Below are 13,378 nucleotides of genomic sequence, written 5' to 3'. Positions count from 1 at the left end.
ACGCCCCCCGGACGCCGCCCCGGCGCCTCCCCGTCTCCCCGTCTTCCCGACGCTCGGTTGCAATCGGGGGTGTTTTCACCGACGCTCCCTCATCAAAAAGGGGTGTTTTCACCAACGCTCCCTCCAGAAATGCAGTCCTAGTGATTGGGGAAGCACTTCCCTTGCCCCAGCGTCGCGAGGCCGGCAAGGTCACCGGCCGCGTAGCTTGCGACTCCTGGCTGCGCAGTTTCGTACATCAGCTGTGTGGGGTCCCCTACATGTCCCAGCCCAAGGACGTGGCCCAGTTCGTGTTTGACGACGGCCGTCACCAACGCGGGACCATTTAGTCTCGTCATCAATTCGCCCAGGGCGGTTGCGTTGAGCTGGACATCCCCAGTGACGAAGACCCGGCTCCCCGAGTCGCCGACTATTGCCTGGCTGCCGCCAAGTCCGGCAATGTTCTTGGCCCCGGGAACTGCACTTGGGGCAAATTGCGGCTGCTCGTCAGTCGTTTCCCAAACGATCAGCACGGGCGCCCAGCGCTTTCCGTAACGGTCCGGCTGGTACGCGTTCCTGTCCTTGGAGTAGCCCTCCGTAGTGTCGCCGTCGTCAATGAACGTTAGCCCGCTTGCCTTAGACGCTGCGGCCACTGCCTGCGTGATGAGTTGGCGTGCGCCTGAAGGCGCGTGGTCGGGTCGGGTCACAAAGTGGATGGGCCGGCAGGGGTCGTAGGCAACGAAGCGGCTTTTGGAATCCCCATCGATATAGACATAGGAACTGCTCGACGGCGACATCTCGGCGGGATGCCCAAGCGGCTGCTTCTGCGCCTCAACGCCGCGCGGCGGGTACCCTGCACGCCAGGTGGACGCAGGCCCGACGCCGGATTGCGGAGCGGAGAACTGTTCCCCGGCAATGGCCGTTGTGGCGTCGCGGAGCAGGCCCGGGAACGCGTAATAGGTGACAATAAGCGCTACCGCCAGAACTAAACAAATGGTGCGCAGCAGGCGTGGCGCCCTGCCTCGTGAACGGCGGGGCTCACGCTTCTTTCGCCGCGGCCCCGGTCGAGGGCCTGCGGCTTTGTCGAATCCTGCCCGGGCGGCGAGACCGGAAGCCTCTTCGTCGAGGACCCATTGGGGCACCCGGCCGGAGGCGGACCGGCGCAGGTCCCTGCGGGGTTCGGGCTGGTCCGCCGTCAAGGGGACCTCCGGACATGGAGGTTTTCCCTGGCTGCCAGCCAATAAGTTTCCACGGTGCGGTCCCCCCCTGCCACGAAGTGCATTGGCAGAATGCTAGCCCACAATTGGCGCCAGCGGGTCAGTGTTGTCCACCACCCGCGTGGCACGGAGCCAAGGTTTGGAGTCGGCAAAATAAAGCCGCTGCCCTTCGATGTAGCGCCGCATCCCCGGGTGGCCGGGGTCCCGCGGGGTGCCGTCCCGGACGGCCATTCGCCGGGCTGTTTCTGTGAACGGCACGTCCAGGAACACCGAATAGGCCCACCGCCACGCCAACTCGCGGCGGTGCAGGAACATGCCTTCAACAATGCAAACGGAACCGGGGCGGGCCTGCACCAGGGGCGAATCCACGGCGGCGTTGCGCCGGTGGTCCGTGGCCGCGGCCCGGTAGCCGCCGTCGCCCCCTGGACCAAAAGGAATCAGGACGTCCCGCTCCAGGGCCGAATAGTCATAACTGTCCAGCCAGAAGCCAACAGGGGAGTCCCTGCCCCGGCAGTGGCGCACAGCGCGCAAATTGAGAAAGTCGTCCGCGTGGATAAGCACCACAGGGTGTCCGAGCGCTGACAGGGCTTCCGCATACGCCGCCGCAAAAGTAGACTTTCCGCTCCCGTCAACACCGTCGACGGCAACCAAGGTGAAACCTTCCGGCTTGATGGGCGTTTCCGCTGCCAAGTGCCGCAACAGCAATGCCAGGACCGTCCCCACTACAGCCCCTTCCATCAACGATCGCCGCACCTGCAGCCCAATCTTGCCACTGGCAACCGAGCGTCCAAGAAAACTCCCCCGGTTGCAACCGAGCGTCCAAGAAAAATCCCCCGATTGCAACCGAGCGTCGGGAAAAGGGGCCTAGGATTCGGGGACGAACTCGCCGTGGCCGGCCGCACGCAGGGCCACGCGGATCTTTTCGGCGCTGGCGTCCATTGCCGCAGGGTCCGGGTTGTTGTCCACGGCCTTGAAGTCAAAATTCTCCAGTCCGTAGGCCGGGAACACGTGGACGTGCAGGTGTTCCACCTCAAAGCCGGCAACAATCAGCCCGGCCCGGGGCGCCCCAAACGCCGAAAGCTGCGCCTGCCCGATGGTCTGGGAAACGGCCATCAGCTTCGCCACCAGCTCCGGAGCGGCGTCCGTCCACTTGTCCACCTCCAGCCGCGGCACCACCAGGGCATGCCCGTCCGTCAGGGGCCCAATGGTCAAAAAGGACACACAGGATTCGTCCTTCCAGATGAAGCGGCCGGGAATCTCGCCATTGATGATCTTGGTAAACAGCGTGCTCACGAAAGGCTCCTAGAGGGTCGAATTGTCCAGCACAAAACGGTATTTGACGTCGCCGGCCACCATGCGGTCATAGGCGTGGTCCAGCCCGTCCGCGGTGACCATTTCAATGTCGGAGACAATGCCGTGCTCTGCGCAGAAGTCCAGCATTTCCTGGGTCTCGGCAATGCCGCCGATCAGCGATCCGCCGTAGGCCAGCCGCTTGCGGATCAGCAGCCCGGGCCGCACCGGCGGCATGTCGGCAGGCGGCAGGCCCAGCTGGATCAGGGCGCCGTCCCGGGCCAGCGTGCCCAGGTACGGGTTGATGTCGTGCACGGCCGCCACGGTGTCCAAAATGGCATTGAGCGTGTGCTTCGCGGCGTGCATCTGGGCCGGATCGGAGGAGACCACCACGTGGTCGGCCCCCAGCGCAACGGCAGCGTCAGCCTTGGCCGGCGACGTGGTGAAAACGGTGACTGTGGCGCCCAGGGCCTTGGCAATTTTCACGCCCATGTGCCCCAGCCCGCCAAGCCCCACCACACCCACTGAATCGCCCTCCTGCACGTCGAGGTACCGCAGTGGCGAGTAGGTGGTGATCCCCGCGCACAGCAGGGGCGCGACGCCGGCCGGGTCCAGCCCCGCCGGCACGTTCAGCACGTAGTTCTCATCCACCACTATCGAGGAGGAGTAGCCTCCCTGCGTGATGCCGCCCCCGTTGCGCCGGTCCACCACCCCGTACGTGCCGGTGTTCCCGTTTTCGCAATACTGCTCAAAGCCTTCCAGGCAGGAATCACATTCGCGGCAGGAGTCCACCATGCAGCCCACGCCCACGGTGTCTCCCACGGAAAACCCGGTCACGTCGGCACCGATGCGGCTGATTTTGCCCACAATTTCATGCCCCGGAACCAGCGGGTACGTGGTCCCTCCCCATTCGGCCCGGATGGTGTGGACGTCGGAGTGGCACAGCCCGCAGAAGTCAATGGCGATCTCCACGTCGTGCGCCCCGGGGTCGCGGCGTTCGATGGTGGTGGGGGCCAGGCCGGACGTCGCGGACACGGCTGCGTATGCTTTTGCTTGCGTCATGGTTCAACCCTATCGCCCGCCGCGCCCGTCTCGACGGGGCGCTCCGGACGGTTGGACCACGCCGACCATGACCCCGGGAACAGCGCAGCCGTGAATCCGGCAATCTCCAGCGCCGCCACCTCGTGGGCCGCCGTGACGCCGGAACCGCAGTAGACGGCCACCTCGGCGCCGTCGGCCACGCCCAGGGCCGCAAACCGCGCCCGCAACTCCGCGGCCGGCAGAAACGTGGCGTCCGCGGCAAGATTCCCTGTGGTGGGTGCACTCACGGCGCCCGGAATGTGCCCGGCCCGCGGGTCAACGGGCTCGGCCTCCCCGCGGTACCGCTCCCCCGCCCGGGCATCCAGCAGGATCCCGTGCCCCGGCCAGGCTGCGGCCCCGTCAATGTCCACGGCGGCCTTGTGCCCATAATGCACGACGCCGTTCCCCGGCTCCGCGCGTTCCTCACCTTGGGCGAGCGGCAGCTCCGCTGCACGCCAGGCTGCCAGTCCGCCGTCGAGCAGGTAGGCGTTGTCAAAGCCCGCGTAACCCAACAGCCACCAGGCGCGGGCAGCGGCGGCAGCCCCGGCGTCGTCGTACGCCACCACCGTGTCCCCGGCATTGATGCCCCAGCGGCGGACGGCCGCGGCAAAGTCTGCCTCGGCGGGCAGCGGGTGGCGGCCGTCGCGCGGTTCCCCGTGGCCGGCCAGCTCGGTTTCCATGTTGACGAAGACAGCGCCCGGGAGGTGGCCGGCAAGGTAATGCTCACGGCCGTGCGGATCGCCCAGGGCCCAGCGCACGTCCAGCAGCACGGTCCGCGCGCCGGCGGCGAGGCGCTCCCGGAGTTCGGAAACACTCATTAACACGGTCATGCGGGGCTCCCTCGGGGTTGCTTGTTTTGGCGTGCCTCAAATGTAGCGCGCTACGCTGGCTTCATGACTTCCTCCCACTCAGCCCAGGCCTGGACCCATCGTGCCATCGGCATGGTTCAGGCGGAAAACAACCGCTCCGCAGATACGCACCTCTACAAGATCGAGCTGCCGGAGCAGTGGGGCGTGGACCTGTATGTCAAGGACGAATCCTGCCACCGCACGGGGAGCCTGAAGCACCGCCTGGCCCGGTCCTTGTTCCTGTTTGCACTGGTCAACGGCTGGATCCACGAGGGCACTACGGTGGTGGAGGCCAGCTCGGGCAGCACGGCCGTCTCGGAGGCGTACTTTGCGCAGCTGCTGGGCCTGGACTTTGTTGCCGTCATGACACGCGGCACCAGCCCGGAAAAAGTTGCCTTGATCGAGAGCTTCGGGGGCCGCTGCCACTTGGTGGAGCAGGCGGACCAGGTGTATTCGGCCGCGGCGGCCATCGCTGCCGAAACCGGCGGGCACTACATGGACCAGTTCACCTACGCCGAGAGGGCCACGGACTGGCGGGGCAACAACAACATTGCCGAGTCCATCTTCACCCAGCTCTCGCACGAACGCTTCCCCGAACCGGCCTGGGTGGTGGTGGGCGCCGGCACGGGAGGCACGTCCGCCACGATCGGCCGGTATATCCGCTACCACGGCCACTCCACGCAGCTGGCAGTGGTGGATCCGGAAGGCTCCGCGTTCTATCCGGCGTGGAATTCCGGCGACGCGTCCGTGGTGACCGGGAACTCCTCCCGGATCGAGGGAATTGGCCGGCCCCGCGTGGAGCCCAGCTTCGTGCCGGGCGTGATCGACCACATGCTCCAGATCCCCGACGCCGCGTCCGTGGCGGCCATGGCGCACTTCACCGAACTGTCCGGCATGGCCGCGGGCCCCTCCACAGGCACCAACCTGTGGGGCGTGTGGCAGCTGGTGGCCGGCATGGTGGCCCGCGGCGAGCAGGGCAGCGTAGTCACGTTGATGTGCGACGGCGGCGAGCGGTACGCGGGCAGCTATAACAACCCCGCGTGGCTGGCCGGCAAGGGCCTGGACCCGGAGCCACACGCGGCCACCATCCGCTCTTTCTTCGAGACGGGTGTGTGGGCAGGCTAGGAATCGCCAGGGAACGGCGCTATAGTTCCACCGATTCCCCGGGTGCCAGGTGGCGGAATTCGGTGCCGTGCTCGGCCCCGATCCGCCCAATGTGGGACTCCGTGAAGGACAGGCCCGCCTGGTTCAGCAGTGCGTCGTGGATTTGGAATGCTCTGCGGGCCCGTACGGACACCACAAAGTCCACCACTTCGGCCACCTTGGACCACGGTGCGTGCACGGGAACCAGCAGCGTGTCCACCTGGACGCCCGCCGGCACGATCAGCGAATCGCCCGGGTGGTAGACAGCCCCATCCACCACGAAGCCGACATTTGCCACCACGGGGATGGACGGGTGGATGACGGCGTGCTGGCCTCCCACGCCAAGCACGTTGAAACCCGCCACCGCAAAGGTTTCCCCGGCAGAGGCGTCGTGCACCTGCCCGGCCGACTGCGGCGCAGCCTCGCGCAGGGTGCGGGCCACCCCGGCCGGCGCGTGGATGGCCAGCGCCGGGCTGGCTGCCAGGGCGCCCAGGACCGCGGCCTGGTCAATGTGGTCGGCGTGCTCGTGGGTGATCAGGATGGCATCGGCACCCGCCAGGGCCCGGTCTGTTTCGGAGAACGTGCCGGGATCGATCACCAGCACCCGTCCTTCCTTTTCGAGGCGGATGCAGGCGTGCGTGTATTTGGTCAGCAACATGCTGCCAGCCTAATACCGTGCCGGTGCGTTAGGCTGGTTAATTGGATTTGGAGTCGGAAAGCGGGTCAAAAGCATGTCTGAAGTGCCGGTCAGGGAACAGCGCGTCACCAAGCAGCGGCTGGCCATCAGTGCGGCCCTTGACGGCCTGGAGGACTTTGTCAGCACCCAGGAGCTCCACCGCCTGCTCCACGAACAGGACGTGCGCGTGTCCCTGGCCACCACGTACCGGATCCTGGCTTCCATGGCCGACGACGGCCTGGTGGACACCCTGCGCAACGGCGAGGGCGAGGCCGTGTACCGGCGCTGCTCGGCCACCAGCCACCACCACCACCTGCTGTGCCGCAACTGTGGCAAAACGGTGGAGATTGAGGCGCCGGCGGTCGAGAGCTGGGCTGCGCGGATCGCCCGCGAAAACGGCTTCACACAGGTCCAGCACACGGTGGAGATTTACGGCCTGTGCCCCGAGTGCGCGGCGGCCTGAGCGCGCGCAGCCGTTAATGGCTGCCGCGGCTGACGGGCGGCACCAGCTGGCCCAGCGGCTCACGCACCCACCAATCACCGCTCCCGCGCCACTCGGCCCACGTGGTGTACCGGTAGCTGAACACGCGCGCCCTGACCCAGGCGGGCCGTTCCCCGGCGAACGGGTCGTGGCGCAGCAGGCCCAAGGTGGCCGGGTCGGCGTCGAGCAGCTTGTTCAGGAACGGCACAAACCAATTCAGGCCGGGCGACCCCAGCGCCAGGAACCACATCTGCCAGTCCAGGCGCAGCTGGTAGGGCGCCCATTGCCGCGGCATCCGTCCGGGCTCCCCCGGCTTGCCGCGGAAGCCGTATTCCATCCAGCCACCGCCGCGGGGATCGCCCAAGGTGCCCTCCACCACCACCTCCAGGCGGTCCCGCGTGATGGAGCCGAACGCCCCGTAGGCGTTGGCCAGCCGCCACCGGTTGAAGCTGCCGTTCATCACCTGGTGCCGGGAAAACAAGTTGCGCAGCGGCCACCAGCTGAGCACCAGCATGAGCGCCCCCACCGCCAGCACGACGGCGGCAAACCAGGTGGGCATCCCCGGCCCGCCCGGTGCCACGGCAGGCACCGCGGGAGTTGCCACGGCGGAGAATGCCAGCACGATGGTGGCGGCGTTCAGCCACGCAAAGTTTCCTGACAGCACCAACCAGCACTGCGTGAGGATGATGGCCGCGGCAGCCACGGTGGACACGGGAGCCGGGGCAAACAGGAAGAACGGCACCACCAGCTGTGCGAGGTGGTTGCCCAGCACCTCCACCTTGTGCAGCGGCCGTGGCAGGTGGTGGAAGAACCAGCTGAGGGGGTTGGGCATGGGCTGGGTTTCATGGTGGTAGTACAGCGCCGTGAGGTCCCGCCAGGCCGGGTCGCCGCGCATCTTGATGAGTCCGGCGCCAAACTCCAGCCGGAACACCAGCCAGCGGAACAGCCAGAGGGTGACGGCCGGCGTCGTGGTTTGGTTTGAGCCCAGGCAGGCGGCCAGGAAGCCGGCCTCCAGGAGCAGGATCTCCCAGCCAAAGCCATAGAAGACCTGCCCCACGTTGACGATCGACATGTACAGCAGCCACATCGCCAGGAACACGGCCATTGGCACCCAGGCTGGCCCGCGCTGCGGCAGGCCCGCCACCACGGACAGGCCCAGGGCCGCGCCGGTCCAGGCCACGGTACGCAGCAGCGTGTCCGAGTACCGCCAGCGGAAGAGTGTAGGCCCGGGCGGGCGCGCCACGCGGTCCAGGTATCGCGGCACGGGCAGCAGGCCGTGTTCGCCCAGCAGTGCCGGAAACTGCAGGGCGCTGGAGACAAAGGCGAGCAGGAAAATGGCCGCTATGCCGCGCTGGAGCACAAAGCGCGCCAGCCCGAAGTCCGCCGTGCCAAACCAGCCGCCAAGCCAGCCGCCCAACCAGTCCATGCACCAACGCTAGCCCTTGGAGCTGCGCACCGTCAGGGGCCAATCGTGCGCCACTTTAGAAGTGGCGCACGGCTGCGGCCTAGGCGTGCGCAGCTTCCAAGGGTGTCCGCACTGTCCAGCCGCGGCGGCGCCGCACGGCACCCACGCCGCGGCACAGCACGTAGATCAGGAAGGAAAGCGTTGTGACGTACGGGGAGATCGGGATGCTCCCGCCCAGGGCCAGCATGATGCCGCCCACTGTGGAGATGATGGCGAAGGCCACGCTGAGCAGCACCACCTTGCGCGGGGCCGCCGTCACCTGGAGGGCCGCCGCCGCGGGGGTGATAAGCAGTGCCAGCACCAGCAGGGCCCCCACGACCTGGATGGACAGGGCCACGGAAATCCCGAGCAGGAACATGAAGGCCAAGGACAGGGTGCGCACCGGGATGCCCCGGGCCGCGGCAATGTCCGGGTCGGCGCTGGCAAAGGTCAGGGGCCGCCAAATGAGCACCAGCCCGGCGATGACCACCGCCGCAGTGGCCGCCAGGGCGGAGAGCTGCGTGGAGTCAACGGACACGATCTGCCCTGTCAGCAGGCCAAACTTGTTCGCCGCGCGTCCCTGGTAGAGGGACAGGAACAAGATGCCCAGGCCCAGCCCAAACGGCATGATGACGCCGATCACCGAATTCTTCTCCCGGGCCCGCACCCCCATGACGCCGAGCAAAAGCGCGGCCAGCACGGAGCCGGCCAGTGAACCGAAAATGACGTCCGCGCCGACCAGCAGGGCAAAGGCCGCCCCGGCAAAGGACAGTTCGGCTATGCCGTGGACGGCGAAGGCCAGGTCGCGCATCATGACAAAGGTGCCGATCAGGCCGCCGACCAGGCCTAGGATGGCCCCGGCCAGCAGGGAATCGCGGAACAGCGGCAGCAGCTGGGCATAGTCGGTGAAGTTGAAAACGGCGTGGGAAAAGTCCGACCAGTTCATGGCTGCCCCTGCAATTCCGCGCCGGGAAGTTCCTCGGGGTGGCCGTCCAGCACTCTGTCCGGCATGCCCACCACGGCAATCCGCCCGTGGCTGTGCAGCACCTCAACGTGTGTGCCATAGAGCCGCGACAGCACTTCCGTGGTCATGACCTCCCCGGGGGTGCCGATGGTGAATCGCCCGCCGGCCAGGTACAGCACCCGGTCAACGTGTTCCAGGATCGGGTTGATTTCATGCGTGACAAATACGACGGCGGTCCCGTTGCGTTTTGCCTGCCGCCCCACCAGGGCGCTCACGGCCCTTTGGTGGTGCAGGTCCAGTGAGAGCAAAGGTTCGTCGCAGAGCAGCACCTTGGGGTTCGGCGCCAGGGCCTGGGCAATGCGCAGCCGCTGCTGCTCGCCGCCGGAGAGCATGCCCACCGGAATCTTCGCGTAGGACGCGGCCCCCACCTCGGCAAGCAGCGCGTCAACCCGCTTGCGGTATGCGCGCCCGCGCAGCCGGATGCCCCACTTGTGGCCATCCACGCCCAAGCCGACCAGGTCCCGCGCCCTCAGGGGCGTGTCCGGCGGGAAGTGCTTTTGCTGGGGCACGTAGCCTATGGCGCGGCTGCCGCGGCGGGCTGGTTCGCCGTCGATCGCCAGGGTGCCGGCGCCTAGCGGCACCAGCCCCAGCAGGACCTTCAGGAAACTTGTCTTGCCGCTGCCGTTGGCACCGAGCACGGCCAGGAATTCACCCGGCGCAATGTCCAGGTCCAGTCCGTCCCACAGGGTGCGCGGCCCGTACGCCAGGCTGGCGCCGCGCAGGCTGACGGCGGGTGCGCTGGCAACTGCGACGCCGGGCGGCGTGGACGTTGCGCTCACTTCGCGGTGGCTTTGGAGGTGGCCAGGGCCTGCTGGATGTGGGCTGCGTTCGCGGCCATCCACTGGAGGTAGTCCTTGCCCTGCGGCAGGGTCTCGGTGAAGTCCACCACGGGCACCCCCGCCTGTTCGGCGGCCTTTTTGACCTCCACGGTTTGCGGGCCCTCGGTTTGCTGGTTGTAGGCCAGCAGGGCCACGGTTCCGTTTGTCATGAGGTTTACTGTATCCCGGAGCACGGTGGTGGGGACGTCGGAGCCGTTTTCGATGGCCGTGCTGAACGCTGCAGGGGTGGCATTGGCCAGGCCCGCCTCCTTCAGCAGGTACAGCGGCACGGGTTCGGTGATGGCTGCCGCGGCTCCGTGGTGGGCCGCCTTGACTCCGGCCAGGGTTGCCTCAATGCCGGCCAGCGTGTCCTTGAAGGCCTTGGCGTTGGCGGCAAACTCGCCCGCGTGGGCAGCGTCCAGCGCGGAGAAACGCACGGCCAGCTGGTCAGCCAGCTTGGACATGGTGGGCAGCGAGTACCACAGGTGCTCGTTGAAGTCCGGACCAGTGTCCAGGCCGGAGAGCCGGCTGACGTTGATGACCTTTGCGGGATCGAGGATCCCCTTGGCCAGCTGGCCGAAGAAATCGTCGTAGCCGCCGCCGTTTTCAATGCCGACGGCGGCCTTGGAGACGGCCAGCTTGTCCTGGGCCGTGGCCTCATAGGAGTGGGGGTCGGCGTCGGCCCTGGCAATGATGGAATGGACGGACACCCGGTCCGCGCCCACAGCCTCGGCAATGCTGCCATACACATTGGTTGAGGCCACCACGGCGATCGTTCCGCCGCCTGCCTGCTTGCCCGTGGCCGCGCTGGAACCGCCGCCGCAGGCCCCCAGCAGCAGCGACGCCGCCACGGCCAATGCGAGGGTCAGTGTGGTGCGGCGCAGCTGCATGCGGTGTCCTCCGAAGGATGCTAATGAGAATTGTTACCAATAAGTCTGCACCCAGCATAACGCATATTGGGAACCGTTCGCATCAAGCCTTTTTGCGTTCGTGGATCTGCGTCTGGGTTGCGTCGCGGATTTCGCCCACCAGCTGCTCAATCACATCCTCCAGGAACAGCACGCCCACGGTTTGGCCGTCGGCGGAAATCACGCGGGCCACGTGCGATCCGGTGCGCTGCATGATGGCCAGCGCATCCTCAATTTCCTCATCCACGGACAGGTTCACCATGGAGCGCACGCGGGCCTCCCCGATGGGCAGCTCATAGCGCTCCGCCGGGATGGGCAACACGTCCTTCAGGTGAAGGTAGCCCAACAGCGTGCCGCCGTCGTCGGTCAGGACAAAGCGGGAGAACCCCGTCTTGCCGACCTTGTGCTCAAACTGCACCGGCGTGGCCGACGCCGGCAGCGTCACCACCTGCTCCAGCGGCACCATGATGCCGCCGGCACGCTGGGTGGAAAACTCCAGCGCCCCGTTGATGAGCCCGGTCAGGTCATCCACCAGCCCGCTGCGCGTGGATTCGGCCACGATGGACTGCACTTCCTCCAGGGTGAAGGAGGACGACACCTCATCCTGCGGCACGATCCGGAACAGCCGGACAATGTGGTTGGCGCTCCAGTTCAGTGCCACGATCACGGGCCTCACCAGCTTGCCGATGAAGACGAGCGGCGGGGCCAGCAGCAGGGCCGCCTTGTCGGCGGCGGAGACGCTCATGTTCTTGGGCACCATCTCCCCAAACGTCACGTGCAGGAACGTCACCAGCAGCAGCGCCACCACAAACGCCGCGGGCGCGGCAATGCTCTCTGCAACGCCCAGGGCGTGCAGCGGCGTGGACAGCAGGTGGTGGATGGAAGGTTCGGCAACGTTGAGGATCAACAGCGAGCACACTGTGATGCCCAGCTGCGAACAAGCCAGCATGAGGGAGACGTTTTCCATCGCCCCCAAGGTGACTTTGGCGCGCTTGGAACCCGCGTCCGCCAGCGGTTCGATCTGGCTGCGCCGGGCGGACATGATGGCGAACTCGGCGGCCACAAAGAACGCATTGCCGAGCAACAGCACCACCAGCCAGGCAATTCCTGCCCACGGGTTCATTTCCGGCCTCCGCCGTCGAGCTTGCCGCCGTCTTGCTTGCCGCCGTCGTGCTTGCCGCCGTCGTGCCCGGAACGTCCGGGGCTGCCGGGTTCCCCGGTTGCGGGGTCCGGTGCCGGGACAAAGCGGATGCGGTCTATGCGGCGCCGCTCCAGCCGGTCAACCACCAGGGTGCCGCCTTCCACCGGGACCGTGTCGCCGAGGCGGGCGATCCGGCCCAGCTCGGCCATCATGAACCCACCCACGGTTTCGTAGGCGGCCTCGTCGGGGACGTTGAGCGGGCCGATGCGTTCGGTGACCTCGTCGGGGCGCATGAGGCCCGGGAAATACCAGTCGCCGCTGGCGGCCTGCAGGATGCCGGGCTTGGTGCGGTCGTGCTCGTCGGAAACCTCACCCACAATTTCCTCCACGAGGTCTTCCAGCGTGGCCACACCTGCCGTACCGCCGTATTCGTCCTGGACCACGGCCATCTGCAGGTTCCCCTCGCGGAGTTCGAGGATCAGAGCGTCCAGGTGCACTGTTTCGGGGACGCGCAGCACGTCAGTCATGATGGCGCCGGCCTCAATGGCGGCGCGCTTCCGAAAGGGAATGGAGACGGCCTTTTTCAGGTGGACCACGCCCAGGATGTTGTCAGGCGAATCGCCGATCACGGGAAAGCGCGAGTACCCGGTGCGCCGGGCGGCGTCGATGATGTCCGCCACGGATTGTTCGGACTCGATGGTTTCCACGCGCATGCGCGGCGTCATGACGTCGGCCGCGGTGCGTTCGCCGAAGCTCAGCGTGCGCGCCACAAACCGCGCCGTGCCCTCATCAAGGGTGCCCATGGCGGCGGAACGGCGCACCAGGGATGCGAGTTCGGCGGGCGAGCGCGCCCCGGAGATTTCTTCCTTCGCTTCCATGCCGAACAGGTTCAGGACCTTGTTCGCAACGCCGTTGAGGACCAGGATGGCAGGCTTGAAGATGGCGGTGAAGACAAGCTGCGGGCGGGCCACGGCCTTGCCAACCTCGAACGCCTTGGCGATGGCCATGTTCTTGGGCACCAGTTCCCCAATGAGCATGGAGAGCAGGGTGGCCACCGCCATGGCGGTGATGAGGGCCGCCGTGGCAGCCGCAGCGGGGGGCACGCCCAGGGCGTCCAAAGGACCGGCGAGCAGTGCACCCAGGGACGGTTCCATCAGGAAGCCGGTCAGGAGGGTGGTCAGCGTAATGCCCAGCTGGCAACTGGACAGCTGCGTGGACAGGGACTTGAGGCAGTGCAACAGCGGTTCAGCAGCTTTGTCGCCGTCGTCCACGGCGCGTTGCACCGACGCCTGATCCAGGGCCACGAGGGAAAATTCCACGGCCACAAAGAAC

The 13,378-nt window shown here is 66.9% G+C and carries 14 protein-coding genes; 2 read left to right on the top strand and 12 right to left on the bottom strand.

The genetic code is table 11. The features are described from left to right. Positions 1-137: 137 nt before the first annotated feature. From LPN03_RS19340 to LPN03_RS19320, 5 genes are all read right to left on the bottom strand, one after another. A complete protein-coding gene (locus LPN03_RS19340) occupies positions 138-1,175 on the bottom strand; it encodes a matrixin family metalloprotease (protein ID WP_262455556.1) in 1,038 nt (345 codons plus the stop codon). A gap of 93 nt (positions 1,176-1,268) precedes the next feature. Then, on the bottom strand, positions 1,269-1,916 hold the full coding sequence (locus tag LPN03_RS19335) for a uridine kinase (protein ID WP_262455555.1): 648 nt from the start codon (positions 1,914-1,916) through the stop codon (positions 1,269-1,271). A 141-nt stretch (positions 1,917-2,057) separates the two neighbouring features. Beyond that, positions 2,058-2,486, bottom strand: a complete 429-nt coding sequence (locus tag LPN03_RS19330; protein ID WP_165180874.1) for an HIT family protein — start codon at positions 2,484-2,486, stop codon at positions 2,058-2,060. Between the two features lie 9 nt (positions 2,487-2,495). Beyond that, a complete protein-coding gene (locus LPN03_RS19325) occupies positions 2,496-3,545 on the bottom strand; it encodes an NAD(P)-dependent alcohol dehydrogenase (protein WP_262455554.1) in 1,050 nt (349 codons plus the stop codon). After that, a complete protein-coding gene (locus tag LPN03_RS19320) occupies positions 3,542-4,393 on the bottom strand; it encodes a sulfurtransferase (protein WP_165180876.1) in 852 nt (283 codons plus the stop codon). Before LPN03_RS19320 ends, LPN03_RS19325 begins: the two co-directional genes overlap by 4 nt. 63 nt (positions 4,394-4,456) lie before the next feature. On the opposite strand from LPN03_RS19320, the gene LPN03_RS19315 reads away from it, so the two are divergent. Next, on the top strand, positions 4,457-5,536 hold the full coding sequence (locus LPN03_RS19315) for a PLP-dependent cysteine synthase family protein (protein ID WP_262455553.1): 1,080 nt from the start codon (positions 4,457-4,459) through the stop codon (positions 5,534-5,536). 19 nt (positions 5,537-5,555) lie between these two features. On the opposite strand, the gene LPN03_RS19310 is transcribed toward LPN03_RS19315, so the two are convergent. Then, entirely contained in the window at positions 5,556-6,212 is a 657-nt protein-coding gene (locus LPN03_RS19310; protein WP_262455552.1) for an MBL fold metallo-hydrolase, read from the bottom strand. A gap of 73 nt (positions 6,213-6,285) precedes the next feature. On the opposite strand from LPN03_RS19310, the gene LPN03_RS19305 reads away from it, so the two are divergent. Continuing rightward, a complete protein-coding gene (locus tag LPN03_RS19305) occupies positions 6,286-6,693 on the top strand; it encodes a Fur family transcriptional regulator (RefSeq protein WP_262455551.1) in 408 nt (135 codons plus the stop codon). Between the two features lie 13 nt (positions 6,694-6,706). Here the strand turns inward: LPN03_RS19305 and LPN03_RS19300 are convergent, their stop codons facing one another. The 6 genes from LPN03_RS19300 to LPN03_RS19275 form a co-directional block, all read right to left on the bottom strand. Beyond that, positions 6,707-8,137 carry a lipase maturation factor family protein gene (locus LPN03_RS19300; protein ID WP_262455550.1) on the bottom strand — a complete coding sequence of 477 codons (1,431 nt, stop codon included), beginning with the start codon at positions 8,135-8,137 and terminating at the stop codon, positions 6,707-6,709. A gap of 79 nt (positions 8,138-8,216) precedes the next feature. Then, the gene (locus LPN03_RS19295) at positions 8,217-9,101 is read right to left on the bottom strand and encodes a metal ABC transporter permease (protein ID WP_165180881.1); all 885 of its coding nucleotides are present in this window, start codon (positions 9,099-9,101) and stop codon (positions 8,217-8,219) included. Beyond that, on the bottom strand, positions 9,098-9,958 hold the full coding sequence (locus tag LPN03_RS19290; protein WP_165180882.1) for a metal ABC transporter ATP-binding protein: 861 nt from the start codon (positions 9,956-9,958) through the stop codon (positions 9,098-9,100). Before LPN03_RS19290 ends, LPN03_RS19295 begins: the two co-directional genes overlap by 4 nt. Next, positions 9,955-10,887, bottom strand: a complete 933-nt coding sequence (locus LPN03_RS19285) for a metal ABC transporter solute-binding protein, Zn/Mn family (RefSeq protein ID WP_262455549.1) — start codon at positions 10,885-10,887, stop codon at positions 9,955-9,957. The genes LPN03_RS19290 and LPN03_RS19285 overlap by 4 nt, the downstream gene beginning before the upstream one ends. Before the next feature lie 82 nt (positions 10,888-10,969). Next, entirely contained in the window at positions 10,970-12,028 is a 1,059-nt protein-coding gene (locus LPN03_RS19280) for a hemolysin family protein (protein ID WP_165180884.1), read from the bottom strand. Beyond that, the coding region (locus LPN03_RS19275; protein WP_262455548.1) for a hemolysin family protein at positions 12,025-13,378 on the bottom strand (1,354 nt) is incomplete at its 5' end. The genes LPN03_RS19275 and LPN03_RS19280, both read right to left, overlap by 4 nt.

The organism is Arthrobacter sp. A2-55 (genome assembly GCF_025548615.1).
Classification (GTDB): domain Bacteria; phylum Actinomycetota; class Actinomycetes; order Actinomycetales; family Micrococcaceae; genus Specibacter; species Specibacter silviterrae.
The sequence above is the reverse complement of the archived record's forward strand: the minus strand, read 5'-3'. Positions and strand labels throughout refer to the sequence as shown.

What these genes read in the sequence shown, in the direction of transcription:
- LPN03_RS19325 (WP_262455554.1), bottom strand. Translation starts at nt 3,545, where the DNA reads ATGACGCAAGCAAAAGCATACGCAGCCGTGTCCGCGACGTCCGGCCTG.
- LPN03_RS19320 (WP_165180876.1), bottom strand. Translation starts at nt 4,393, where the DNA reads ATGACCGTGTTAATGAGTGTTTCCGAACTCCGGGAGCGCCTCGCCGCC.
- LPN03_RS19315 (WP_262455553.1), top strand. Translation starts at nt 4,457, where the DNA reads ATGACTTCCTCCCACTCAGCCCAGGCCTGGACCCATCGTGCCATCGGC.
- LPN03_RS19310 (WP_262455552.1), bottom strand. Translation starts at nt 6,212, where the DNA reads ATGTTGCTGACCAAATACACGCACGCCTGCATCCGCCTCGAAAAGGAA.
- LPN03_RS19305 (WP_262455551.1), top strand. Translation starts at nt 6,286, where the DNA reads ATGTCTGAAGTGCCGGTCAGGGAACAGCGCGTCACCAAGCAGCGGCTG.
- LPN03_RS19300 (WP_262455550.1), bottom strand. Translation starts at nt 8,137, where the DNA reads ATGGACTGGTTGGGCGGCTGGCTTGGCGGCTGGTTTGGCACGGCGGAC.
- LPN03_RS19295 (WP_165180881.1), bottom strand. Translation starts at nt 9,101, where the DNA reads ATGAACTGGTCGGACTTTTCCCACGCCGTTTTCAACTTCACCGACTAT.
- LPN03_RS19285 (WP_262455549.1), bottom strand. Translation starts at nt 10,887, where the DNA reads ATGCAGCTGCGCCGCACCACACTGACCCTCGCATTGGCCGTGGCGGCG.
- LPN03_RS19280 (WP_165180884.1), bottom strand. Translation starts at nt 12,028, where the DNA reads ATGAACCCGTGGGCAGGAATTGCCTGGCTGGTGGTGCTGTTGCTCGGC.